Origin of the sequence: Bradyrhizobium sp. I1.14.4 (assembly GCF_050435825.1) — a bacterium.
Lineage (GTDB): Bacteria > Pseudomonadota > Alphaproteobacteria > Rhizobiales > Xanthobacteraceae > Bradyrhizobium.
The window spans coordinates 38,711-63,542 of record NZ_JBNDLA010000002.1 but is presented as its reverse complement, the minus strand read 5'-3'; the positions used below and the strand labels follow the sequence as shown (position 1 = coordinate 63,542).

At 63.9% G+C, this 24,832-nt stretch carries 24 protein-coding genes; 8 read left to right on the top strand and 16 right to left on the bottom strand.

The genetic code is table 11. The annotated features are described in order from the left end of the window. Positions 1-36: 36 nt before the first annotated feature. From ABIB78_RS03925 to ABIB78_RS03890, 8 genes are all read right to left on the bottom strand, one after another. Complete coding sequence (locus ABIB78_RS03925; protein ID WP_429021687.1) at positions 37-1,206, bottom strand: acetyl-CoA acetyltransferase; 1,170 nt, start codon at positions 1,204-1,206, stop codon at positions 37-39. Between the two features lie 43 nt (positions 1,207-1,249). Beyond that, entirely contained in the window at positions 1,250-1,900 is a 651-nt protein-coding gene (gene eda / locus ABIB78_RS03920; protein ID WP_429021685.1) for a bifunctional 4-hydroxy-2-oxoglutarate aldolase/2-dehydro-3-deoxy-phosphogluconate aldolase, read from the bottom strand. Beyond that, the gene (locus ABIB78_RS03915) at positions 1,897-2,865 is read right to left on the bottom strand and encodes a sugar kinase (protein ID WP_429021683.1); all 969 of its coding nucleotides are present in this window, start codon (positions 2,863-2,865) and stop codon (positions 1,897-1,899) included. The genes eda and ABIB78_RS03915 overlap by 4 nt, the downstream gene beginning before the upstream one ends. Before the next feature lie 26 nt (positions 2,866-2,891). Then, positions 2,892-3,878: a D-erythronate dehydrogenase gene (gene denD / locus ABIB78_RS03910; RefSeq protein WP_429021682.1), complete on the bottom strand. Its 987-nt coding sequence runs from the start codon at positions 3,876-3,878 to the stop codon at positions 2,892-2,894. A 55-nt stretch (positions 3,879-3,933) separates the two neighbouring features. Continuing rightward, positions 3,934-4,860, bottom strand: coding sequence for a carbohydrate ABC transporter permease (locus ABIB78_RS03905; protein ID WP_429021680.1), 927 nt, complete (start codon positions 4,858-4,860; stop codon positions 3,934-3,936). 81 nt (positions 4,861-4,941) lie between these two features. Beyond that, complete coding sequence (locus ABIB78_RS03900; RefSeq protein ID WP_429021678.1) at positions 4,942-5,901, bottom strand: carbohydrate ABC transporter permease; 960 nt, start codon at positions 5,899-5,901, stop codon at positions 4,942-4,944. A 109-nt stretch (positions 5,902-6,010) separates the two neighbouring features. Further along, positions 6,011-7,330, bottom strand: a complete 1,320-nt coding sequence (locus tag ABIB78_RS03895) for an ABC transporter substrate-binding protein (protein ID WP_429021675.1) — start codon at positions 7,328-7,330, stop codon at positions 6,011-6,013. 78 nt (positions 7,331-7,408) lie between these two features. Beyond that, on the bottom strand, positions 7,409-8,476 hold the full coding sequence (locus ABIB78_RS03890; RefSeq protein ID WP_429021673.1) for an ABC transporter ATP-binding protein: 1,068 nt from the start codon (positions 8,474-8,476) through the stop codon (positions 7,409-7,411). A 205-nt stretch (positions 8,477-8,681) separates the two neighbouring features. Between ABIB78_RS03890 and ABIB78_RS03885 the strand changes: the two genes are divergently transcribed. From ABIB78_RS03885 to ABIB78_RS03870, 4 genes are all read left to right on the top strand, one after another. After that, the gene (locus ABIB78_RS03885) at positions 8,682-9,710 is read left to right on the top strand and encodes a LacI family DNA-binding transcriptional regulator (RefSeq protein WP_429021670.1); all 1,029 of its coding nucleotides are present in this window, start codon (positions 8,682-8,684) and stop codon (positions 9,708-9,710) included. Between the two features lie 200 nt (positions 9,711-9,910). Further along, positions 9,911-11,749: an IlvD/Edd family dehydratase gene (locus ABIB78_RS03880; protein WP_429021667.1), complete on the top strand. Its 1,839-nt coding sequence runs from the start codon at positions 9,911-9,913 to the stop codon at positions 11,747-11,749. A 120-nt stretch (positions 11,750-11,869) separates the two neighbouring features. Next, entirely contained in the window at positions 11,870-12,601 is a 732-nt protein-coding gene (locus ABIB78_RS03875) for an SDR family oxidoreductase (protein WP_429021665.1), read from the top strand. A 25-nt stretch (positions 12,602-12,626) separates the two neighbouring features. Further along, positions 12,627-13,373 (top strand): SDR family NAD(P)-dependent oxidoreductase, encoded by a 747-nt coding sequence (locus tag ABIB78_RS03870; RefSeq protein WP_429021662.1) that lies wholly within the window; start codon positions 12,627-12,629, stop codon positions 13,371-13,373. Here the strand turns inward: ABIB78_RS03870 and ABIB78_RS03865 are convergent. Beyond that, complete coding sequence (locus tag ABIB78_RS03865; RefSeq protein ID WP_429021660.1) at positions 13,370-14,239, bottom strand: LysR substrate-binding domain-containing protein; 870 nt, start codon at positions 14,237-14,239, stop codon at positions 13,370-13,372. The genes ABIB78_RS03870 and ABIB78_RS03865 overlap by 4 nt on opposite strands. Positions 14,240-14,333: 94 nt before the next feature. Here ABIB78_RS03865 and ABIB78_RS03860 point away from each other — a divergent pair, with 94 nt between their 5' ends. The 4 genes from ABIB78_RS03860 (at position 14,334) to ABIB78_RS03845 (ending at position 17,947) form a co-directional block, all read left to right on the top strand. Next, positions 14,334-15,248 carry a DMT family transporter gene (locus ABIB78_RS03860; protein ID WP_429021658.1) on the top strand — a complete coding sequence of 305 codons (915 nt, stop codon included), beginning with the start codon at positions 14,334-14,336 and terminating at the stop codon, positions 15,246-15,248. An 83-nt stretch (positions 15,249-15,331) separates the two neighbouring features. Continuing rightward, positions 15,332-16,012: a site-2 protease family protein gene (locus ABIB78_RS03855; RefSeq protein ID WP_429021655.1), complete on the top strand. Its 681-nt coding sequence runs from the start codon at positions 15,332-15,334 to the stop codon at positions 16,010-16,012. Positions 16,013-16,114: 102 nt separating this feature from the next. Next, complete coding sequence (locus ABIB78_RS03850) at positions 16,115-16,522, top strand: hypothetical protein (protein ID WP_429022983.1); 408 nt, start codon at positions 16,115-16,117, stop codon at positions 16,520-16,522. A 204-nt stretch (positions 16,523-16,726) separates the two neighbouring features. After that, positions 16,727-17,947 (top strand): ABC transporter substrate-binding protein, encoded by a 1,221-nt coding sequence (locus tag ABIB78_RS03845; RefSeq protein ID WP_429021652.1) that lies wholly within the window; start codon positions 16,727-16,729, stop codon positions 17,945-17,947. 48 nt (positions 17,948-17,995) lie between these two features. On the opposite strand, the gene ABIB78_RS03840 is transcribed toward ABIB78_RS03845, so the two are convergent. The 7 genes from ABIB78_RS03840 to ABIB78_RS03810 form a co-directional block, all read right to left on the bottom strand. Further along, positions 17,996-18,787: an energy transducer TonB gene (locus ABIB78_RS03840; RefSeq protein ID WP_429021649.1), complete on the bottom strand. Its 792-nt coding sequence runs from the start codon at positions 18,785-18,787 to the stop codon at positions 17,996-17,998. Positions 18,788-18,799: 12 nt separating this feature from the next. Then, positions 18,800-19,264 (bottom strand): TonB system transport protein ExbD, encoded by a 465-nt coding sequence (gene exbD, locus ABIB78_RS03835; protein WP_429021646.1) that lies wholly within the window; start codon positions 19,262-19,264, stop codon positions 18,800-18,802. 3 nt (positions 19,265-19,267) lie between these two features. Further along, on the bottom strand, positions 19,268-20,302 hold the full coding sequence (gene exbB, locus ABIB78_RS03830; protein ID WP_429021643.1) for a tonB-system energizer ExbB: 1,035 nt from the start codon (positions 20,300-20,302) through the stop codon (positions 19,268-19,270). 3 nt (positions 20,303-20,305) lie between these two features. Next, entirely contained in the window at positions 20,306-20,995 is a 690-nt protein-coding gene (locus ABIB78_RS03825) for a Fe2+-dependent dioxygenase (RefSeq protein WP_429021641.1), read from the bottom strand. A 20-nt stretch (positions 20,996-21,015) separates the two neighbouring features. After that, positions 21,016-23,574 carry a TonB-dependent receptor gene (locus tag ABIB78_RS03820; RefSeq protein ID WP_429021638.1) on the bottom strand — a complete coding sequence of 853 codons (2,559 nt, stop codon included), beginning with the start codon at positions 23,572-23,574 and terminating at the stop codon, positions 21,016-21,018. Between the two features lie 276 nt (positions 23,575-23,850). Continuing rightward, a complete protein-coding gene (locus ABIB78_RS03815; RefSeq protein ID WP_429022981.1) occupies positions 23,851-24,090 on the bottom strand; it encodes a hypothetical protein in 240 nt (79 codons plus the stop codon). 127 nt (positions 24,091-24,217) lie between these two features. Further along, positions 24,218-24,679: a MarR family winged helix-turn-helix transcriptional regulator gene (locus ABIB78_RS03810; RefSeq protein WP_429021635.1), complete on the bottom strand. Its 462-nt coding sequence runs from the start codon at positions 24,677-24,679 to the stop codon at positions 24,218-24,220. Positions 24,680-24,832: the final 153 nt, after the last annotated feature.

Genomic DNA, 24,832 nt, shown 5'->3' with positions numbered 1-24,832 from the left:
GTCAAGCCCGGCCATGACGAATGGAGAGAAGGTCGCTTACTTCGCCGGCTCGAGGATCGAGACGTAGTTGGCGACCGCGGCGCCGCCCATGTTGAAGATGCCGCCGATCTGCGGGTTCTTGAGCTGCATGCCCTCGGGCGCTTGCCCTGTGAGCTGCATCGCGCTCATCACGTGCATGGAGACGCCGGTGGCGCCGATCGGATGCCCCTTGGCCTTGAGGCCGCCGGACGGATTGACCGGCAGCTTGCCGTCCTTCTGGGTCCAGCCTTCCATGATCGCGCGCGCGCCCTGCCCCTTCGGCGTCAGGCCCATCGCTTCATATTCGATCAACTCGGCGACGGTGAAGCAGTCGTGCGTCTCGACGAAGGAGAGGTCGGAGAGCTGCAGGCCGGCCTTCTGCAGCGCGCGCTGCCAGGCGGTGGTGCAGCCTTCGAACTGCAGGATGTCACGCTTGGACATCGGCAGGAAATCCTGCGCATGCGCCGTGGCGCGGATGTTCACCGCCTTGCCCATGGTCTTGGCGGTCTCGGCGTCGGTCAGCACCAGCGCGGCGGCGCCGTCTGACACCAGCGAACAATCGGTGCGCTTCAAGGGGCCGGCGACGAACGGGTTCTTGTCGCTCTCGGCGCGGCAGAACTCGAAGCCGAAATCCTTGCGCATCTGCGCATATGGATTGGCCACGCCGTTCTTGTGGTTCTTGGCTGCGATCATCGCCAGTGCGTCGGACTGGTCGCCATACTTCTGGAAATAGGCCTGCGCGATCTTGCCGAACACACCCGCGAAGCCGCCGACCGTGTCGCCGTCCTCGGGCAGATACGACGCCTTCAGCAGGTTCTTGCCGATCTCCGGACCCGGCGTCTTCGTCATCTGCTCGACGCCGACCACCAGCACGATCTTCGCGGCTCCGGCCTCGATGGCGCGAATGCCCTGGTGCACAGCGGCCGATCCGGTGGCGCAGGCGTTCTCGACACGGGTGGTCGGCTTGAAGCGCAGCGCGGGATTGGCCTGCAGCACCAGCGAGGCCGTAAAGTCCTGCGGCGAGAAGCCCGCGTTGAAATGACCGAGCATGATCTCGTCGACGTCGGACGCGGCGACGCCGGCATCGGCGAGCGCCTCGTTGGCGACCTTGACCACGAGGCCCTCGACGGTCTCCGCGTCGAACTTTCCGAATGGCGTGTGCGCCCAACCCACGATGCTGGCTGTCATGGCCGTATCTCCCTGTTCCTGTTCGGAGTTATGTAGCGTATCTTCAGGCGGCTTTCAGCGTTTTCATCGCCTTCGCACACATGGCGGTTATGCCCGCCCAGTTGCCGGCACGTATGTCCGAGGGCGGGCACAGCCAGGAACCGCCGACCGCCAGCACATTGGGCTCGGCGAGCCAGGTCGCCGCATTAGCCTCGCCGATCCCGCCGGTCGGGCAGACCCTGACATGCGGAAATGGACCGGCCAGAGCCCGCAGTGCCTTGATACCGCCGGCCTGCTCGGCCGGGAAGAATTTGACGACGTCGAAGCCGTGCGCCAGCGCCTGCATCAGCTCGGACGCGGTCGCGATTCCCGGCGCGAAGGGCAGCCGGCTAGCAGCGACCGCCTTCAGCAGCTCGGGCGTGGCGCCCGGGCTGATGCCGAACCTGGCGCCCAGCGCCTCGGCGCGCGCCAGATCGTCGCCGTTGAGGATCGTGCCGATCCCGACCACCGCATCGGGCACCTCGGCAATGATGGCCTTTGCCGCGTCGACCGCGACCGGCGTGCGCAGCGTCACCTCGAGCGTCCGCACGCCGCCGGCGACCAATGCCTTGGCGAGCGGCACCGCGTCCTCGAGCCGCTCGATGGTCAGCACCGGGATCACGGTAGCCTGGCGGATCAGCTCGACAATCTGGTCCTGCTTTGATGTCGTTGTCATTGCGAGGCCTTGCGGGATGGTGGAGGACGGGGAGCCTTCTTCGGCGGCATGGCGTAACGCGGAATGATCGCGCCGGGATAGCACACGACGACACCGGCCAGCCGATGGCCCGCCCGCGCCGCCTCATCGGGCTCGGCGCCGCCGAGCCGCGCGGCAAGATAGGCCGCGGCAAAACTGTCGCCGGCTGCCGTGGTATCGACCACCGGCTTCGGCAGCGGCTCCGCCCTCACCTCGCGCGTTCCCCCGGCCGACCGCACGATGCAGGTCGGCTCGGCAAGCTTCAGCACCACCTCGGGGCTCGAGATTCCGGCGAGCAGCGCCGTGTTGCTCTCGCCGGGATAGAGCGGCGCCAGATCCTCGGTCGAGGCAAGCACGATATCGGCCGCCTCGAACGCGCTGCTGAAGGCCTTTCGCGCGATCGTCAGGTCCGGCCAGCCGCGGGCACGGAAATTGGTGTCGAACGCAAACCGTGTCCCCAGCAGCCGCGCGCGTTTCAGCGCCGACAGCAGCCGCTCCCGCCCGTCCTCGCCGAGGATTGAGAGGGTGATCGCCGAGAGATAGACGACGTCATACGTCGCGAGCGAGTTGAGGATGTCGTCCGTCTCGGGCAGATTCATCAGCTCGCGCGCGGCGGCGCCGTCGCGCCAGTGGAAGAAGCGCCGCTCGCCCTTGTCGTCGGTCTGGATCAGATAGAGCCCGGGCAGCTTGCCCGCCAATCGCGCGACATGCTTGGTGCCGATGCCTTCGCTCGCCCAGCCCGCGATCATCTCATCGCTCAGCGCATCATCGCCGAGCGCCGTGATGTAGTCGATGTGGACGCCGAGCCGCGACAGGTAGACCGCGGTGTTGAGCGTGTCGCCGCCATAGGAGCGCGAATACAGTCCGCCGGCCTGGCCGACGCTTTGGCCGCCTTGGGCCTGGCGCAGCTCAATCATGCATTCGCCGATGCTGGCAACCCTGGTCATCTCAAGACCCGCGTGCCTGAGCGACGCTAGGCGGCGAACTTGCCGCCGAGTTCGTCCTCGATATGGATGCGGATAATGTCGTCGAACGTCTTCTCGGCCGTGGTGAAGCCGAGCTTCAGCGCGCGGTCGGTGGCGAAATCGCGCGGCCAGCCCGAGACGATGCTGATGATGGTTGGATCGGGCACCCGCTTGATCCGCGCGGTGACATTCTTTCCGGCAACACGCTCCAGCGACGCGATCTGCTCGCCGACGGTGGCAGACAGCCCGGGCATGCTGAGATTGCGCCGCGGCCCCATCGCGTTGAGGTCCATGGTACCGGCGTGGACCAGGAAGCCGACCGCCGATTTCGGCGAGGCGTGCCAGTGCCGCACATCCTCAGACACCGGCAGGACGGCCTCCTCGCCGGCCAGCGGCTCGCGGATGATATTGGAGAAAAAGCCCGACGCCGCCTTGTTCGGCTTGCCCGGACGGACGCAAATCGTCGGCAGGCGGATCGATATCCCGTCGAGCAGCCCCTTGCGGGTGTAGTCGTTGATCAAGAGCTCGCAGATCGACTTCTGCGTGCCGTAGCTCGTCAGCGGCGTGTGGAAGAACTCGTCGCCGATCTTCTCGGGGAACGGCGCTCCGAACACCGCGATCGAGGACGTGAACACCAGCCGCGGCTTGTAGCCGCCGCCGGCGGCACGGATCGCCTCGATCAGATAGCGGGTGCCGTCGAGGTTGATCCGGTAGCCCTTGTCGAACTCGGCCTCTGCCTCGCCCGAAACGATCGCCGCGAGATGGAAGATCACGTCCGGGCGCTCGGCGATCAGGGGCGCCGCCGCGCCGGCATCGGCGAAATCGGACGCAACGACATGGACAGGGATCGAGGCGCTCGCGGGCTTCTGCGGCGAAACCACGTCCTGCAAGGTCATCCTGGTGATGTCCTGCTTGCCGAGACGGCCCTCGCGCAGCAGACGCTCGGTCAGCTTGCGGCCGACCATGCCGGCGGCGCCCAGAATCAGAATGTGCACGACCCTGCTCCTTTTCTTCTCTTGTTCTTCGAATTCGGATGCGGGCCTAGCGCGCTCATTCCTTCACGGCGCCCGTCATCGCCGAGACATAATGCTCAACGAAGAAGGCGTAAAGAATAACCAGCGGCAGCGAGCCGCATAGCGCCCCTGCCATCAGGGAACCCCAGCGATAGATGTCGCCGTCAACGAATTCGTTGACGATGGCAACCGGCACCGTCTTGTTCGGTGTCGATTGCAGGAACGTCAGCGCATAGATGAACTCGTTCCAGCACAGCGTAAAGCAGAAGATGAAGGCCGAGATCAGGCCGGGGATCGCGAGCGGCAGCACGATCTTGATCAGGATCTGCCAGCGGCTGGCGCCATCGATCAGTGCGCATTCCTCCAGTTCGAACGGGATGGTCTTGAAATAGCCCATCAACAGCCAGGTCGAGAACGGGATCAGGATCGTCGGATAGGTCAGGATCAGCGCCATCGGCGAATCGAACAGGCCGTACTGGAACACGACGGTGGCGAGCGGAATGAACAGGATCGATGGCGGCACCAGATAGGCAAGGAAGATCAAGCCGCCGACGACGGACGCACCTTTGTAGCGCAGGCGCACGATCGCATAGGCCGCGAGCACGCTCGCGATGATCGACAGCACGGTGGCGCCAACAGCCACATACATCGTGTTCCAGAGCCAGTGCGGATAGTAGCTCTCGAACAGCAGCTTGTGGATGTGCTTGAAGGTCGGATTCCAGGTCCAGAACGGATTGTACTTGTCGAGGTCGAGCAGCTGGTCGTCCGGCTTGATGGCCGTCAGCCCCATCCAATAGAACGGGAACAGCAGGATGATGACGATGATCGACAGCGGGATGTAGAGCGTCACGATCCGCCGCGGCACCGACTGCAGGTAGCTCATGCCCTCGCTGTGATCGGCCGTTGGCGTCGAGCCCGACAGTACAGCCTTGAGATTGATGGATCTGGTGGGCAGGTCAGTCATTGTTCTCTCCCTGCTGCCACTTCCTGCAGCGCGCGCGGGGCTTGCCCCGTTCGCGCAAAATAAAACAAGCGAGCGCGGAGATCAGTCATTGTTCTCTCCTTGCTGCCACTTCCTGCGCTGCAGGCCGAACCAGGACACCATGATCGCAGCGAGCAGGAACGGGATCATCGCGCTCGAGATCGCAGCACCCTCGCCCAGTTGCCCCGCGATGATCGCGCGCTGGTAGGACAGCGTCGCCATCAAATGGGTGGCGTTGACGGGGCCGCCGCGGGTCATCGCCCAGATCAGCTGGAAGTCGGTGAAGGTGAACAGCACCGAGAAGGTCATGACGACCGCGATGATCGGCGTCAGCAAGGGATAGGTGATGAAGCGGAACATCTGCCAGCGCGACGCGCCGTCGAGCGTTGCCGCCTCGTAGAGCGAGGGCTGCACGGTCTGCAGGCCCGCCAGCAGGGTGATCGCGACGAACGGCACGCCGCGCCAGATGTTTGCGAAGATCACGCAGATGCGGGCCCAGGTGGTGTCGCCGAGGAAATTGATGTTCTGGGTGATCAGGCCGAGATGCTTCAGCGACCAGGAGATGATCGAGAACTGGGAGTCGAAGATCCACCAGAATGCCAGCGCCGACAGCACGGTCGGCACGATGAAGGGAATCAGCACGGCGGCGCGCAGCAGCGCCTTGAACGGCATCCGCTCATTGAGCAGCAGCGCCAGATACAGCCCGACCGCGAATTTAATGGCGCTCGCGATGAAGGTGTAGATCAGGGTGTTGAACACCGACAGCCAGAAGATGGAGTCGTCCCATAGCCATTCATAATTCTCGGTGCCGATGAAATGACCGACGCGGCCGATGCGGGTGTCGGTGAAGGACAGCCAGATGCCGAGCCCCAGCGGATAGGCCAGAAAGAAGACCAGGAAAGCCATCGCCGGCAACATGAACCAGAAGCCGAGCCAGTTCTTGTTGTGGCGCAGCTGATCCCAGGCGGTCGCTTCGCGGATTTCGGTCTTCGCACGTCGCGGCGCAAGGGCGATGTCAGCCATAGGCGATGTCCCGATTGCTCAAAGGATTGAGCATGACTAGGCAATATTCCAATGATGGCATTCCAATGATGGCGCGAGCGGCGGCTCTCCGCCGCCCGCGCCGATCACATCAGCGATAGATGCGCTTCAACTGGCGCTCGGCTTCCGCCATCGCGGTCTTGCCGTCCTTGGCGCCGGTGCAGTAGTTCGCGAACATGTCGACCACGATGAAGTCGGCGATCGCGGTCGCCGCCTTCTCGCCGGGCGTACCGATGCCGGAGGCCGGCAGCGCGCGCTTGGAGGCTTGGCCGAACACCGCATTCTTCGGATCGGCGGTCCACACCGGCGCGGTGTCGTAGGCATTGAGCGTGTGGGTGAGATAGCCCCGCGCGCCGGTCAGCCACTTGTCGTAATTCTCCTTCTCCAGCATGAAGGCGACGAAGGCTTTTGCCGCGTTCGGATACTTCGTAAAGTTGAACGCGAGAATCGGGACCGCGAGCTGCAACTCGGTCGGCTTGCCGATCGGGCCGACCGGCCACAGCGCGTGGTCGATATCTTCGGCGAGATCCTTCTTGCTCGGATCGTCCTTGGCGGCGATGTAGATCGAGATACCGTTCGAGGTCAGGAACAATTCGCCCGACAGGAAGGCCTTGTTGTTGGAGGAGTCGTTCCAGGACGCCACGCCCGGAATGAAGGTCTCCGACAGCGCCTTGGCGTAGTCCAGCGCCTTCATGGTCTCGGGCGAGTTGATGATGACCTTGTCGTCCTTGTCGACGGTCCAGCCATTGAAGCCCCACAGGATGTTGTGCACCCAGGCGTTGGCGTCGCCGGTGGCATGGCCGAGCGCGAAGCCGGCCGGCGTGTTGTTCTTCTTCAGCGCCTTGCACAGCTCGAGATAGGCCGGGAAGTCGGACGGCACCTGCTTGAAGCCGGCCTTCTCAACCGCCGACTTGCGATACGTCAGGTAGCCGCCGACGGTCGCGACGGGAATGCCGAGCCAGTCGTTGCCCTTTTTGCAGGTCTTGGCAGCGGCGTCGGTCCAGCCGCCGTATTTCTTGCCAAGATAATCGGCAACGTCGTTCATCGGGAGGACCTTGGTCGGGAACAGCTGCGGCAGCGTGTGCAGGCCCCAGGCCAGATCGAGGCCCGAACCAGTGTTGGCGGCGACGGAGGCCTTGGGCTGCACGTCCTCGAAGGATTCCGAGAACACATTCATCTCGGTGCCAGTCGCCGCCTTGAAGGCCGCGACCATCGCGTTGAACGCATCGTCTTCCGACGGCACGAAGCGCTTCCAGCGCATCACCGTGAGCTTGGCGCCGGGCTCCGCCTTCCAGGGCGCGCTCTGCGCCCAGGCCTTGGCGAAGTCAAACAGTGCCGGCCCGGTGAGCATGCCGGTTGCCGCCAGCGCCGTGCCGCCCTGAAGTAGCGAACGGCGGGTAAAATCGTGCATCGTCCTTCCTCCCTGATGATTGTGTTTTTCTTGTTTTTGATCTGGCCTGTTGGTCGGCCATTAAGATCGATCAGTCGGTCAGCTATTCAGTCGCTTCCCCGTCGAATCGTCGAACAGATGAACCAGCCCGGGATCCGGCTTGAGCCGAACCTTGTCGCCTGGGTTGAAGAGATGGCGCTCGCGGAACACGGCGACGACCTGCTCGCCGCCGAGCTTGGCGAACACCTGAGTCTCCGAACCGGTCGGCTCGACCACCACGATCTCGGCCTCGGCGCCGTCATCGGCGATGGTGAAATGCTCGGGCCGCACGCCGTAGACCGCGGGCTTGCCATCGGAATCGGCCGGCGCCGATTTCAACGGCAGCTTGACGCCATTCGGCCCCTCGAAATAGGCGGCGCCGTTCACCTTCACATTGCCTTTGAGGAAATTCATCGCGGGCGAACCGATGAAGCCGGCGACGAACTGGTTCGCCGGCGTGTCGTAGAGCTCGAGCGGAGAGCCCATCTGCTCGACAATGCCGTCATGCATCACCACGATCTTGTCGGCCATGGTCATGGCCTCGATCTGGTCGTGGGTGACATAGACGGTGGTGGTGCGCAGCCGCTGGTGCAGCTCTTTGATTTCGGTGCGCATCGCAACGCGCAGCTTGGCGTCCAGGTTCGAGAGCGGCTCGTCGAACAGGAACACCTGGGGATCGCGCACGATGGCGCGGCCCATTGCGACGCGCTGGCGCTGGCCACCGGAGAGCTGGCGGGGATAGCGATCGAGCAGCGGCGTCAGCGCCAGGATTTCCGCGGCGCGCTTGACGCCAGTCGAGATTTCCTCGGGCTTGGCGCCGCGCAGCTTGAGCGAGAAGCCCATATTGTCGGCGACCGTCATGTGCGGATAGAGCGCGTAGTTCTGGAACACCATCGCAATGTCGCGCTCTTTGGGCTGGACATTGTTGACGACACGGTCGCCGATCGAAATCGTGCCCGAGGTGATGTTCTCGAGCCCCGCCAGCATGCGCAGCAGGGTCGACTTGCCGCAGCCGGAGGGGCCGACCAGAACGACGAACTCGCCGTCCTCGATCGGGATCGACACGCCGTGCAGGACCTCAAAACTGCCGAACGATTTCCGCACGTCGCGAATCTGGACCGACGACATCCACTTCCCTCCTCAAGTTCCCGACGACGTACGACGAGTGCCGCCACCGCTCTGTTTTGTTCCGGCCGCACTGGGTGCGCGGCACTATCCGACCGACGTTATTGTCCGCAGTTTATCCGGTTTTGGCAATCGTTCGATTAGCAATCGCTTGGTAGCGCTGTCAATATCGGTTTGTCTGCGACGAAGGTCGTGATATGAGCGGCAAATGGCCCGAAAGCGCATCACGCCAGGCAAGATCCGGCTCGCCGAAGTTGCAAAGCTCGCCGGTGTCAGCCCGATTACGGCCTCACGTTTCTTCAGAAATCCGGAAGCGCTCTCGGCCGGCAAGCGCGCGCGGGTCGAAAGTGCGGCAAAAGAACTCGGTTACGTGCCCAATCTCGCGGCACGCGCGCTTGCGTCGCAGCGTACCGAGGTGATTGGTGTCCTGATCCCGTCGCTGACCAACAACGTGTTCTCCGACGTGCTGCGCGGCATCTATGACGCGCTCGACGGCAGCCGCTACAGCATCCAGCTCGCCAACACCCGCTACAGCATCCTCCAGGAAGAGCGCCTGTTGCATCTTTTTCTGGCACAGAAGCCGGCAGGCCTGATCATCACGGGGATCAATCAGACTCCCGATTCACGGGCCGTCATGAAGACGGTCGATTGCCCGATCGTCCAGATCATGGAGGTCGGCCCCTCCCCGATCGACATGATGATCGGATTCTCGCATTTTGACGCAGCAAAAGCCGCGATCGGCCATCTGCTTGCACAGGGCTACCGGCGGATCGGCTTCCTCGGCGCGCGGATGGATCCGCGGGTGCAGCGCCGGCTCGACGGCTATCGCGCCGCGATGACGGACGCCGCGCTGTTCGACCCGCAGCTCATCGTCACCACGGCGATTCCGACCTCGGTGACGTTGGGCGGAACGTTGTTTGCCGACCTGCTCGCCAAGGCCCCGGACATCGACGCGGTGTTCTGCGTCAATGACGACCTCGCACTCGGCGCGCTGTTCGAATGCAAGCGCCGGCACATGGCGGTGCCCGAGCAGATGGCGATTGTCGGCTTCAACGACCTCGAATTCATGGCGTCGAGCGAGCCGACGCTGAGCAGCGTCCGCACCAATCGCTACGAGATGGGCAGAAACGCCGCCGCGATGGTGATCGAGACGCTGGAGGGCCGCCGTCCCACTGTGCCCATCGTCGATCTCGGCTTCAGCGTCATGGAACGGCAGAGCTCGGCGCGACGCGGTTGACATCCGCCCGACACAAGGAAGCGAAAATGACAAAATGATAGCGCAACCAAGTCCCTTCAACTAAGGTCCAATCCACCGAGTGAAACACCAGTGCGTGATCGTCGAGGTTTGTAATGCGCGACGATTTGCGCAAGGTAGAACAGCGTTGAACCAGAGCCCTTGAATGGGCCCATCAAGAATTTGCATTGCGGGAGAAATCAATGACAAAACCCCACACCAATGGGCACAGCGCCGCAGGCGAGACCAACAAGGGCAAGGGCCGCAGGCTCCGCTCCCAGGAATGGTTCGACAACCCGCACAATCCGGGCATGACCGCGCTCTACCTCGAGCGCTACCTCAATTACGGCCTGACGCGCGAAGAATTGCAGTCGGGCAAGCCGATCATCGGCATCGCCCAGACCGGCAATGATCTGTCGCCCTGCAACCGGCATCACCTCGAGCTTGCGCACCGCGTCCGCGAGGGCATCCGTGCGGCCGGCGGCATCGCGATGGAGTTTCCGACCCATCCGATCCAGGAGACCGGCAAGCGCCCGACCGCGGCGCTCGACCGCAACCTCGCCTATCTCGGCCTGGTCGAGGTGCTGTTCGGCTACCCGCTCGATGGCGTGGTGCTGACGACCGGCTGCGACAAGACCACCCCGGCCTGCATGATGGCAGCGGCGACCGTCAACCTGCCCGCGATCGTGCTGTCGGGCGGGCCGATGCTGAACGGCTGGCACGAAGGCCAGCGCACCGGCTCCGGCACAGTGGTGTGGAAGGCGCGCGAGCGCCTCGCTGCCGGTGAGATCGACTACGAGCAGTTCATCGAGATCGTGGCCTCCTCGGCGCCCTCGGTCGGCCATTGCAACACCATGGGCACCGCCTCCACGATGAACTCGCTCGCGGAAGCGCTCGGCTTCTCGCTGCCGGGCTGCGCGGCGATCCCGGCGCCCTATCGCGAGCGCGGCCAGATCGCCTATGAGACCGGCAAGCGCATCGTCGATATGGTCTGGGAAGACCTCAAGCCGTCGGACTTCCTGACCCGCGAGGCGTTCGAGAACTGCATCGTGGTCAACTCCGCGATCGGCGGCTCGACTAATGCGCCGATCCACATCAATGCGCTGGCGCGGCATGTCGGCGTCGAGCTGTCGATCGACGACTGGCAGAAATACGGCCACGACGTACCGCTGCTGGTGAACATGCAACCGGCCGGCTTCTATCTCGGCGAGGAATACCACCGCGCCGGCGGCGTACCCTCGGTGGTGCGCGAGCTGATCAAGCACAAGCGCATCCATGAGGGTGCCCTCACCGTCAACGGCCGCACCATGGGCGAGAATTGCAAGGAAGCGCCGAAGCCCGACGGCGATGTGATCTGGGGCTACGACAAGCCGCTGGTGAAGGATGCCGGCTTCCTTGTCTTGCGCGGCAATCTCTTTGATTCCGCGATCATGAAGACCAGCGTGATCTCGAAGGAGTTCCGCGACCGCTATCTGTCCAACCCGAAGGATCTCAACGCCTTCGAGGGCCGCGCCATCGTGTTCGAGGGGCCGGAGGACTATCACGCGCGGATCGAGGATCCCGCGCTCGACATCGACGAGCACTGCGTCCTGTTCGTCCGCGGCACCGGCCCGATCGGCTATCCCGGCGGCGCCGAGGTCGTGAACATGCAGCCGCCGGCGTCGCTGATCAAACGCGGCATCCTGTCCCTGCCCTGCATCGGCGACGGCCGGCAGTCCGGCACCTCGGGCTCGCCGTCGATCCTCAACGCCTCGCCGGAGGCCGCCGCCGATGGCGGGCTCGCTATTCTCAAGACCGGCGACAAGGTGCGCATCGACCTCAACAAGGGCAGCGCCAACATCATGATCTCGGAGGATGAGCTGCGCACCCGCCGCTCGGAGCTGAAGGCCAAGGGCGGCTTCCCGCACCCGGCCAACCAGACGCCGTGGCAGGAGCTCTACCGCCAGACCGTCGGTCAGCACGCGACCGGCGCCTGCCTCGAGCTTGCGACGCGCTACCACGACATCGCCGGCAAGGTCGGCGTGGCGCGGGATAATCACTGATATCTCAAGCCGTCATTGCCGGGCTCGACCCCGCAATCCATCGCTCTTCGCAAGATGGATGCGCGGGTCAAGCCCGCGCATGACAGCGGAAAAGCATACAAGAGCTGAAGGGAGAACGTCATGTCCAATCGACTGAAGGGAAAGCGCGCCGTTGTCACCGCCGCGGCAGCCGGCATCGGGCGTGCATGCGCCATCGCATTCGCGCGTGAAGGCGCCACGGTGATCGCGACCGACGTCAACGAGAGCGGCATCGCCACCCTGGGCAAGGAAGGCGCCACCGAGATCGCCCGTCTCGACGTTCGCAACACCGCTGAGGTCAACAGTTTCGCCAAGCGCGTTGGAAAGATTGACATCCTGCTCAATGCGGCGGGGTTCGTGCATCACGGCACCATTCTGGACTGCTCGGACGAGGACTTCGATTTCTCGTTTGATCTCAACGTCAAATCCATGCACCGGACCATCAAGGCGTTTCTGCCGGCGATGCTGGAAGGCGGAGGCGGCAGCATCGTCAACATTTCGTCTTGCGCGGCCCTAAGGCCGCCGGCGAACCGCTATGTCTACAGCGCGTCCAAGGCGGCAGTTTCGCTGCTCACGCGCGCGGTCGCGCTGGACTTCATCACCCAGGGCATTCGCTGCAACTCGATCTGCCCCGGCACCGTTGAGACGCCCTCGATGCTCGAGCGCGCGGCTGCCGCAGGCCCGGACGGACGCGAGAAATTCGTCGCCCGCCAGAAGATGGGCCGGCTTGGCACCGCAGAGGAAATTGCGGCGATGGCGGTCTATCTTGCGAGCGACGAAGCCGCATTCACCACCGGCGTCGACATGGTCGTCGACGGCGGCTTCATGCTCTGATGTCCCCGATCAAAGGCATTCAGCAATGAACAAGATCGATCTCAACGGCCGCTGCGCTGTCGTCACCGGCGGCGCGCAAGGGTTCGGCCGCGCCATTACCGAGCGTTTCGTCGCATCCGGCGCCAAGGTCGCGATCTGGGATTTCGACCAGCCGCTCGCCGAGAAGACCGCCAGGGCGATCGGCGAGAACGTGATCGCGATCAAGACGGATGTCACCGATCCCGCCGCGGTCGACGCCGCGCGCGATCAGACGCTGCGGACGTTCGGCAAGATCGACATTCTCGTCAACAACGCCGGTATCACCGGAGCCAACAAGCCGGTATGGGAAACCGACCTCGACGACTGGCGCAAGGTAATGCGCATCAATCTCGAGGGTCCCTTCATCTGCTGCAAAGCGATCGTGCCGACCATGATCGGCCAGAATTACGGCCGTATCGTCAACATCGCCTCGATCGCCGGCAAGGAAGGCAACCCGAACGCCGCGCATTATTCGTCGTCGAAGGCCGGCCTGATCGCGCTGACGAAGTCGCTCGGCAAGGAACTCGCGCAGCACGACATTCTGGTCAATGCGGTGACGCCGGCCGCGGCGAAGACCGCGATTTTCGACCAGATGACCCAGCAGCACATCGACTTCATGTTGTCGAAGATTCCGAAAGCCCGCTTTGTGTTGGTCGAGGAGCTTGCCTCGATGGCGGCGTGGCTGGCCTCGGAAGATTGCGCCTTCTCGACCGGCGCGGTGTTCGACATTTCCGGCGGACGGGCGACGTACTAACTCCCTCGCCTCGCCGGCTGCCGAAGCGCCGTGACGAGATGATCGGCCAGCAGTGACGCAGCGCGCGCGAGGTTCGGCGCGCGGTGCAGCCGGATCTCCGCGCGCGGCAGTCGCGGCAGGCCGTCGCGCGAAGTCAGGCGGCGCAGCGTCGGCGGAAAGGTGCCCGACTTCACCACGGTCACGGCGAGGCCCTGCGCCGCGATCGCCTCGACCGCGGACAGGCTGTGGCTGACAAAGGCGAGCCGCCATGGCCGGTTGGCTTCGTCCAGCGCCTGCATCGCCCAGCTCCGGAACAGGCAGCCCTGCGGATAGAGCGCGACCGGCAGCGGATCGAGCTGTTCGGCGCGATGCGACGCGCTGGCGGCCCACACCGCCTGTTCGGTGCGCAGCAACTCGCCCTCGCCGCGCCCCTCGGGGTGCATCGCGATCACGAGGTCATAGGCTTCGCCGAGCCGATCCGTCATCGACGACGTCAGTCCCGTCTCCATCTCAACATGGATCAGCGGATAGCCCGCGATGAAGTCCTTGAGCAGCGGTGGCACGATCAACGTGCCGTAGTCGTCCATCACGCCCAGGCGAACCCGCCCGCCGGTGCCGTGCGCGCGGACCCGGCCGACCGCCTCCGCATTGAGGTTCAGGATACGTCGGGCGTAACCGAGCAGCCCTTCGCCGGCCGCGCTCAAATCGACACTGGACGTGCTGCGGTGAAACAGCTCGGCCTGCAACCGCTCCTCCAGCCGCTTCACCTGCATGCTGACGGCCGATTGCGTCCGGTTCAGCGCGGAAGCGGCCCGGGTGAAGGAGCGATGGTCCGCCACCGCGACGAAGGCCTGCAGGAGATCGGGATCCAGGATGGGTGCATTCATAACGATTCGTGATTTGATGGATCAAATCTATTCCATTCCCTGATTATGTCCTCTTCCCTAGATTGCGCAAGCGAAACAGAGGGATCGAAACGGGATGGGCGAGATCTTGGGAGTGTTGGCCGCGGTCGCTTCGAGCGCGCTCGGCGGAACCTCGATCGGGGCGACGCGGTTTCTCGTCGGCACAATCGATCCGCTGGCGATCGGCGCGTTCCGCTTCGGCATCGGCGTGTTGCTGCTGCTGCCGCTGGCACTGCTGCAACGTGGAAGTTGGCCGCCGCGGCGGGACTGGGTCAGTGTCGCCGGCCTCAGCCTGCTGTTCTTTGCGGCGTTTCCGATCCTGTTCAACGCCTCGCTGATTTTCACGACGGCCGCCCGCGGTGCGCTTGCGCTCTCGACGCTGCCGCTGCTGACCATGCTGGTCGGCGCTGCGCTCGGTGCCGAACCGCTCACCGCGCGAAAGACCGTCGGCGTGCTGGTCACCATCCTGGGTGTCTCGATGGCGCTGCTCTCCGGCCTGGCCACCGCGCCGCCGGGTGCCTGGCGCGGCGACCTGTTGATGGTCGCGGCCGCGCTGTGCATGGCGCTCTACAGCATCTGGTCAAAACCCTGTATCCGCCGCTCCGGCCCGATTCCCTTCACCACCCTCGCAATGGCCGCCGGGGCCGCGGTCCTCATAACGGCCTCGCTGCTGCGCGGCAGTTTCGCGCCGGTCGCGGATTTTGGCGCACCGCAATGGTTCGGCGCGACCTATCTCGGCGCCTTCGGCGCAGCGCTCACCTTCTATCTCTGGGCCTTCGCGCTGGAGCGGACGACGCCCACCCGGGTGGCGATATCCGTCACCGTCAATCCGATCTCAGCGTCGCTGGTAGGCGCAGCACTGCTCGGCGAGCCACTGAGCTGGCATCTGATGGCCGGCATCGTCACCGTGTTCGCCGGCATCTGGATCGCGACCACCCAGCCGCAACAGGCGCACGCGGCCGCGCCCGCCGTCGCACCGGACGCGCGCTGAGCCGGAGCGCCACGAGCCAAAGGCGTTACCGAATCCGTGCTAGCCTGACGATCCGGTCCCAGCGAACCCGAGGCGGCACGCAATTGAATATTTCCCTCTACGACGTCTCCGTCTGGGTGCTGCCGATCATCATCGCCATCACCTTCCACGAGGCGGCGCACGGCTTCGTCGCGCATCGGCTCGGCGACAACACCGCCTGGCAGCTCGGCCGCGTCAGCTTCAACCCATTGAAGCACATCGACCCGTTCGGCACGCTGATCCTGCCCGGCATGCTGCTGCTCGCACATTCGCCGTTCCTGTTCGGCTACGCCAAGCCGGTGCCGGTGAACTTCCGCAAGCTCAACCATCCCAAGCTCGACATGGTGTGGGTGGCGTTGGCCGGCCCTGTGACCAACATCATCCTGGCAATCGCGGCGGCGCTGGCATTCCACGCGCTGCCATACGTGCCGGCAGATGCGGCAAAATGGACCGCGGACAACCTGAAAAACGCGTTCCTGATCAACGTCGTGCTCGCGATCTTCAACATGATGCCGATCCCGCCGCTGGATGGCGGCCGGGTCGCGGTCGGGCTGTTGCCAAAGCCGCTGGCGATCCCGCTCGCCCGGCTGGAGCCCTACGGCATGCTGATCCTGATCGGGCTGTTGATCCTGCTGCCGGTGATTGGCAGGCAAGTCGGCCTAAATCTTGATGTTATTTCAACGATACTGCGAACTCTGACCGGCTATGTGATCAATGCCCTTCTCCTCATTACGGGAAACACATAGCCTTGCTTTAGGCATGATCCGATCGGAAAATCGGTACACATCTTTCCGGGCCATGCGCGGAGACAGGAACGCTTCGAGGCCATGGTGATCAAAGCTGCCGATATGCTGATTGCACGACGCGCCGACACCCGCGCGCGGGCAGACTTTGCGACCTGGAAGATGATGGCCAAGCTGAATGGCGCCTCCGCTTTGCCGCCGGACGCTCAGAATTCCTTGGCCATCTACAACAAGCTGCTGGGACAGATGAGCGAAGCCGACGCCAGCGAGGCGACCATCCAGGAGATGTATCGCACCTACTATGCGGAGATGGGTGGTGCCGGCAAGGCGCCCGAGGTTCCGGCGCGCTCGCGCGAACCGGTCGCCGACACCGGAAACGTCACCGCGTTCCGCCGCCTGCCCGCCAGGAAGACGAGCGCATCCGATCCGAACGCCAAACGTCCGATGCCGGTGGCGCTGATCTTCGCCTGCCTCGTCGTGGTCTACGTCGCGATCCGCTACTACTGGCGGTAGCGCCGTCAGCGCTTCACCTCGTCCGCGATTTTCATGATCGACATCGACGCGCGGATGCCGTGGCATCCCGTCGCGCGTGACCGGCCGTTCAATCGCCGCAACACGGAATATCGCGTGCGATCGATCGCGCCATGCGCCCTAGGCGATAAGCCCGATGCCGGGCATACTACGAAACTCAAAAAACAAAATCATACTGGAGGGAAGATGAAGCGTTCCATTGCAGCCCTGGTCATGACCACGAGCCTGGTGTTTACCGGCAGCGCGTCGACGCAGACGATGGACAAGGTCGCCAGGGTCGGCGCCCTCGGCGATCAGTCCGGTCTCTATCAGGATATCGGCGGTCCCGGCTCGACGGTGGCGGCGCAGATGGCGATCGAGGATTCCGGGCTGCTGGCAAAAGGCTGGAAGATCGATGTGATCTCGGCCGATCACCAGAACAAGCCCGACGTCGGCGTCAACATCGGCAAGCAGTGGATCGATGTCGAGAAGGTCGACGTGTTCGTCGACCTTGCAAGCTCGGGCGTCGGACTTGCGATCGCCAACCTCGCCAAGGAGAAGAACGTCGTCAACCTGAACTCGGGCTCGGCTTCATCGGACCTGACCGGCGCGCAGTGCTCGCCGAACACGGTGCACTGGGTCTACGACACCTACATGCTCGCCAACGGCACCGGCAAGGCGCTGGTGAAGTCCGGCGGCGACACCTGGTTCTTCCTCACCGCGGACTACGCGTTCGGCCAGGCGCTCGAGCGCGACACCGCGGCGGTTGTCACCGCGAATGGCGGCAAGGTGCTCGGCAGCGTCAAGCATCCGCTCAACAACGCCGACTTCTCGTCCTTCCTTCTCCAGGCCCAGAGCTCGAAGGCCAAGATCGTCGGACTGGCCAATGCCGGCGGCGACACCACCAATGCAATCAAACAAGCGGCCGAGTTCGGCATCGTCGCCGGCGGCCAGAAGCTTGCGGGAATGCTGATGTTCCTGACCGACGTCAACGCGCTCGGCCTCAACGTCGCGCAAGGCCTGAACTTCACCGAGACCTTCTACTGGGACCTGAACGACCAGACCCGCGCCTTCACCAAGCGCTTCATGGAGCGCTTCAAGAAGAACCCGCCGACCATGGTGCAGGCCGGCGTCTATTCGTCGCTGATCCACTATTTCAAGGCGCTGGAGGCGCTCGGCGGCAATCCGCATGACGGCCGCGCCGTGGTCGCCAAGATGAAGGAGATGCCGACCGACGATCCCTTGTTCGGCAAGGGCTCTATCCGCGTCGACGGCCGCAAGATCCACCCGGCCTATCTGTTCGAGGTGAAGAAGCCGTCGGAGTCGAAGTATCCGTGGGACTATTACAAGCTGGTCGCCACCATTCCAGCGGACGAAGCTTTCCTGCCGCTCGAGAGGAGCGTCTGCCCGCTGGTGAAGAAGAGCTGAGCCGCCGTCATCCGGGCCTCGCGAGACGAGAGCCCGGAATGACAGCGACTACTTCGGCTTGTGGTAGTTGACGTCGAGGCTGAAGGAGAACTGATCTTCGGGCAGTGCGGCCGGTGGTGCCGGGACCGGATCGGAACGGTGCACCATCGAGATCGCTGCGTCGTCGAAGGCGGCATCTCCCGACGATTCCAACACGGCAACCGACAAGACCTTGCCGACGCGATTGAGCACGAGGGCTATTTTCACCTTGGCCGCCCTGGCCTTGCCGCTCTCCGGGAATTTCTTGTGCAGGTCGAGATAGGCGCTGATCTTCTTGCCCCATTTGGCGGTCAGCGCGAGCTTGTCCTTGCCGATCCCGGGGTTGGGCGCCTTTGTCGTCTCCGACTGGCGCGCGTCGTCCAGCTTGGTCGGTGCGGCCGCCTCCGAGGCCTGTTGCGCTTCCTGGGCATTGGTCTCGACCTTGGCGACCTTGGCCTCGTCTTCCTTCTGCTTCTTGGCGGTATCCTCCGTCACGATGCGATCGGGGTCGTCGGCCTCCATCGGCTTGGCCTGAGGCAGATCGGTGTCCTTCACCTCGGCCTTCTGCTGCGCCATTTCCTGCACGGCCTGCTGCTCGTCAGCCGGCGCGCCGGGAGGTGCTGCATCATCGGGCACATCTGGCGAGGCGAGCTCGACGGCGTATTCCGCGCCGGCGGCGCCAAGCCCCTCGTCGCCGTCGTCGCCGCGCAAATTGGTCAGCGCCAGCGCCGCACCGCCCAGATGCAGCCCGACCGCCGTCACCGCGGCGATCACCCAGAGCCGCTTGGACGTCCTCAGATCGAGATCGGGGTTGGTGGACATCGCTGTTCGCCGTCAGGGTTTGGCCGGCTCGGCCTGCGCCGCCGCAGGCGCTCCCGGAACGCCCTCGAGCGTGACCAGCTTCACATGCGTGTAGCCACCCATTCGCAGGAGCTCCATCACGCCCAAAAGCTCGCCATAGGGCACCGCCTTGTCGGCGCGCAGGAACACGTATTTGTCCCGGCTCATGTCGGGCACCGCATCCAGCGAATTGACCAGGTCGGCCCGCTTCACTGCGTTCTCCCCGATCGCCAGCGTCAGGTCGGGCTTGATGCTGAGATAGGTCGGCTTGTCCGGCTTCTTCTGCGGCGTCGCACTGGAGGTCGGCAGATCGATCGGAAGGTCGACGGTCGAGAGCGGCGCAGCGACCATGAAGATGATCAGCAGCACCAGCATGACGTCGATGAACGGCGTGACGTTGATCTCGTGGGATTCCGAGAAATCGTCGTCGCCATCGTTCTCGGAGATCGAGACTGCCATCGCCTACTCCGCCGCCGCCGCGCGCGGATGCGCGCCGCGCGGAACGTCGCCATGGGTGCGATCGAGATCGCGCGACAGCAACCGTCCCGCGGCGCCCGAGGCGCGGTTGACGAGTTCGAGGTAAACCTTCGTGACGCGCGAGAAATGGTTGTAGATGATGACCGCCGGGATCGCCGCAACGAGACCGATCGCGGTCGCGAGCAGCGCTTCCGCGATGCCCGGCGCCACCACGGCAAGGTTCGTCGTCTGCGACTTCGAGATGCCGATGAAGCTGTTCATGATGCCCCAGACCGTCCCGAACAGGCCGACGAAGGGCGACGTCGCGCCGATGGTCGCAAGCAAGCCCATGCCGATGCGGATCTTGCGGGCTTCGGCGCGCACGATCTCGGCGAAGCTCGATGCCGCGCGCTCCTTGATGCTGCTGTCGCTGGAAATACCCGCCGACAGACGTCCCTCGCGCATCGCCGCGGCGATGAACGACGACAGCACGCTGCCCTTGGCGCCGAGTGCGAACTGCGCTTCCGCCAGCGACCGCGATTCAGCGATCTTGGCGAGCGCGCCGCGCAGCTTGCTCTGCGCCACTGTCAGCTCGACCATCTTGGCGATGAACACCGTCCAGGTGACGAGCGAGGCGAAGGCCAGACCGAGCATCACCGCCTTCACGATGATGTCGGCGTTCAGGAACATATTCCACGGCGACAACTCGCGCAGGCCGGTGGCGGTCGACTTCATCGATTTGCCATCACCGCCGGCGGGCGCGGCCGACGCATCGAGAGCCGTCGGTGCCGGAGCCGCCGCGGCGGGCGCCGGCGCGGCCTGCACTTGCGAAGCCGCGGGCGCCGGCGCGGTCTGGGCGGCGGCCGCAGGCTGGGCCGGGGCAGCCGGCGCTTGAGCCGCGGGTGCGGGCTGAGGCCGGGTCACGGGTGCGGGCTGCGTGGCAGGCGCCGCTTGCTGCTGCGCCGAACACGGCGCGGCCAGCATCAGCATCGCCAGCGAGGCGATCATGGCGGATGCAGCAGGGAACTTAAATGTCATCATCAGTTACACTTCAGCCCAGTGACGGATCAGGTTGTGATAAATCCCGGTCAATTTGACCGTTTCAGGGTCATCGCGCCCCAGCCGCTCCACCAGAGCCTGGATCGCAGCATCGAGATCAAAGATCAGGCTGCGCGCGTGTGCATCCCGTACCATGCTCTGCAGCCAGAAAAAAGACGCTACCCGGGTCCCCCGCGTAACCGGCGTGACCAAATGCAAGCTGGAAGCAGGATAAAGTACGAGATCGCCTGCCGACAGCTTGATTTCATGCGATCCGTAGAGATCCTCGATGACGAGCTCACCGCCATCATAGTCTTCCGGCTCCGATAAAAACAGCGTGACCGACAGGTCGGTGCGGATCCGCAAGCCCGTCAGGTGGTCGCCGCGCACCGCATTGTCGACATGCAGGCCGAAATGGTGGCCGTCGCTAGCGGCGTAGCGGTTGAACAAGGGTGGAAAGATTCTAAGCGGGATCGCCGCCGAGATGAAGCGCGGGCTCGCCGACAGCGCCGACAGAATGCGGTTGCCGAGCTGCCGTGCGACCTCGCTGTCGGGCGGCAGCTGCTCGTTGCGCTTGACCATCGCGGAAGCTGCGCCCGCGGTCGAGCGGCCGTCCTCCCATCCGCTGGCATCCATGATGCGGCGGAAGTCCGCCACATCAGCCTTGCTCAATACATTGGGAATACAGACCAGCATCTTGTGCCGCGAAGCCTCCCTCAGTAACGCGCAGAAACAACCAGATACACCGCGCGTCCTGGCGCTTCGAGCACGAACGGCGCTGCGCTCTGGTACAGCGCGTCGTAGTAGCGCTTGTCGAAGATGTTGTTGACGAACAGCTTCATGGTCCAGTGCTTGTCGATCTTTGCCTCGGCAAAGGCGTCGAAGCGCCAGTAGCTCGGGATCGACGTGCCCTGGTTCGCGGCGAGCAGCGTGCCGCCATAGACCTTCGAGCGATAGACCGCCTGTCCGCCGAGCTCCCACATGTCGGTGAGCTGGTACTTCGTCAGCATGCTGAACGACTGATGCGCGACGTTGGCGAGCGGCAGTCCGACATTGCTTGAGTACAGGATCGTGTTGGCCGGCGGCGCAAGCGACTTCGTGACCTCCGACTGCATCAGCACGAGACCGCCGAACACGCTCCATTTGTCGGTGATCTTGCCGCCGACGCCGAGATCGATGCCGCGGATGCGGTAAGCGGCGCCCGCGGTGATGCAGGAGACGTTGCCGGTCGTGCCGGCCGGATAGACGCATCCCGGGATCGCCGCGGCTGCAGTGGTACTGCCGACATTTTGCGCTTCGCGCGCGTTTTCCTTCTCGGTCTGGAACAATGCTGCCGTCACCAGCAAATGGCGATCGAACAGCTCCCATTTGGTGCCGACTTCAATGGCCTTGTTCTTCTCCGGCCCGAAGATCTGGTTATTGCCACCGTTGAGAACCGGATTGATGCCGCCATAGGCGGTGCTGGTGCCATCGAATTCGGCGCCGACAGGGTTGGACGAGGTCGCGTACGCCGCATAGACGCTGCCGTTCGGCAGCGGCTTCAACGTGAGGCCGACGTTGAAGTTCGGCATCCCGAACTCGGCCGACTGCTGGCCGAGCGTGCCATTCGTCGCGAATGCGGATGTGTTGATCTTGTAGTCATCGTAACGGACGCCGCCATTGAGAATGACGAAGTCGTTGTAATTGGCGGAATCCATGACGTATCCGCTCACGGTGTCGATATCGACCTTGGTCGGTCTTCCCGCGAGCGAGGGGATTCCGAACGGCTGATTTGTAAATTGCGGATTGAAGACGCTGACGCCGGAGAGCGAGCCGCCCCCTGTGAAGGCCGATGTGCCGGTCGTTATTTCGGAAGCAAGGCCGGTGTAGCTGTCGATCGAAGACCGCTCGTTGTCGTATTCGACGCCGGCCGTCGTCGTGTGCTTGAACCCAAGACCGTCGACCGACTTGTAGGTCGCCTCGGTCTGGTTGGCGAACACGTCGGTGACCTGGTAGCGGCTTTGCGGGTTGGCCGTGAGCGTATAGCTCGAGAACGGGGCGCCGGCGGCGAGCGTCGGCGATTCAGGCAGCGTGCCGATATAGTTCTGGGTCGAGCGCGATTCCCGGATCTTGTTGCTGATCGTCAGGTCCGGCGTGACCTGCACCTCGGCATTGATCGTGCCGATGTCCTGCCCGGTCCTGAAGAAGTCGCGATTGACGAAGCCGTAGAAATTGTTGCGGTTGACGCCGAAGTCCGGGAACGGACCGCCGGCCGTGCTCGCGGTGCTCGGCCGGTAGTACGGCACACCGAAGTCCGGGATGCCGGTGAGCTCGGTGTGAATGTAGTTGCCGGTGATCTTCACCGCGTCGACCGGCTTCCACGTTCCGGCGACGAACGCGCCATCGCGATTGTCGGTGACGTAGCTGCGGCCGGCGACGCCGGCATCCTGGAACAGGCCGCCGGCGCGGATCGCCAGCGTCGGACTGATCACCTGGTTGACATCCAGCGTCACCCGCTTGGTGCGATCGGTGCCAAATGTGGTGTCCATGTTGTAGAAGCTGTTCTCCGTCGTCGCCTGCTTGGTGACGATGTTGATCGCGCCGCCGGTGGTACCGCGGCCTGCAAAGGACGAGCCGGGGCCGCGCAGGATCTCGACCTGCTCGGTGAAGAAGTTTTCGCGGACGCTGACACCGGCGTCGCGCACGCCGTCGATGAAGATATCGTTGCGCGCGTCGAAGCCGCGGATGAAGAAGCGGTCACCGAACGCATTGCCGCCCTCGCCCGTGCCGAGCGTGACGCCGGCCGTGCTCAGGATCGCCGATTTCAGCGAGGTGGCGTTCTTGTCTTCGAGCACGTCCTTGGTCAGCACCGTGACCGATTTCGGCGTGTTCAGGATCGGCTCTGGATACTTCCCGGATGCCTGCAAGCGGTCGCCCTTGTACGGCGCGGCCGGATCGGCGTAGCGGTCGCGGTCAGCGGGAAGACCGCCTGCGTTGGGAAACGGTACCGGTGCCTGCTGCGCCTGCTGGTTGCTGCGGCGCGCGGCGCGTCGCAATGCATTACGGGCGCGGACCTGGTCCGACGTGGGCTTTGACGTGACGGGTCGCGGGCGCGCGACCGGGGCATCGACATTCACCGGCGGCAGGTTGGATTGCTGCGCTTCGGCCCCCGAAAACGACGCCACGGCGATCAGGCTCGCGACCGCGGAGACCTTCGTTGAGGAATAACTGGTATCTTCAGCCGAACCGATCGCCGCACCGAAGCGCAGCGATCTCGGCGCCTTCTCATTGCTCATGTCTTGCACGCCCCAGATCTTGCACGCCCCAGAAAACTTAGTTCGTGCGCGAAATCGCGGTGCAACGAACTGTCTCCATCGGTTATCGAGCGTGACTTTTTTTATCAATGCGATCAGCGCCACAGTCCGCTTGAATCGCCCCAATTCAAAGCGATTCTAATCTGTGGTTTGAAACCGTTCTAAACTCTAGTTTTTAAGTATTCTAATAATCGTTCTAAACTGATGCTCGCGCGCACTGGCCGCCCTCCTGCAAGCGCAGGTTCGTATGTCTTCCGATCACTCGGCGCTTGGCGGCTTCATCAGCGAAAACAGCTCGTCGATGGTCCGCTGCGCGACCTGTCGCACACTGTCGCTGTTCTCGAGGCCGGCGATATTGACGCCGTTGACGACTGCTTTGATCTCATCGCGGAAGTCGGTCAGGAAGCGCAGCGGGTCTCGCTGCTCACTAGCAACGCGTGCGATCAGTCCGGTGACCAGGATCTGGCACGCCATCATGCGTCCGTTCAACTCATCCATCGCTGCCCTCATCCGCTCGCATCGTCGCTGCGCGATATGAACGACATCGCGCTGTGTTTCAACCGGGTCGCGCAAGCTGCGACGGGTGAGCGGATGGAGAGCAAGTCTGCGCGCGTCGAGACGCACGCTATTTCGCAGCGACGCGCTCCGCCTCCTCGCTGAGCACCTTGATGCGATCCTTGACCTCGCGAAGCGTGGCGAGGCCGCTTTCGACATGCTTATCCGAGACGTCGCGCAGCACGTCGCTGGCGATCGCATCGCGCAAGCCGTCGAGATCGTCGACGAGGCGGCGCCCGGTCCTGGTCAGGAACAGGCGATTGGCGCGGCGATCCCTGGGATCGGGACGGCGTTCCAGCAGGCCATGCTCGACGAGGCGGTCAAGCAGCCGCACCAGCGAGATCGGCTGCAGTTCGAGTACGTCGGCGAGATCGACCTGGGACAGCCCCTCCTGCTCGCGCAGGCGGAAGAGCACGATCCACTGGGCGCGCGTGGTGCCTCGCGCCTTGGCGCGATGATCGATATAATTGCGCAGCAGCCGGGAACTCTCGACGAGCTGCGCAATGAACTGGCGTTTGAGATCGAGCGACATAGGGGTCCTCGGTGGGTTTCCTAGACGGAATGTTTCCGCTCGTTTCTGACCTAAACCTTTCCGAATGTTTAGGATTCTCAAGCCTTGGTGTGTTTACACATTAAGTGCACGCATATTATATCCGCAAGCTCTGTGAACCGTTTCAATCACCCT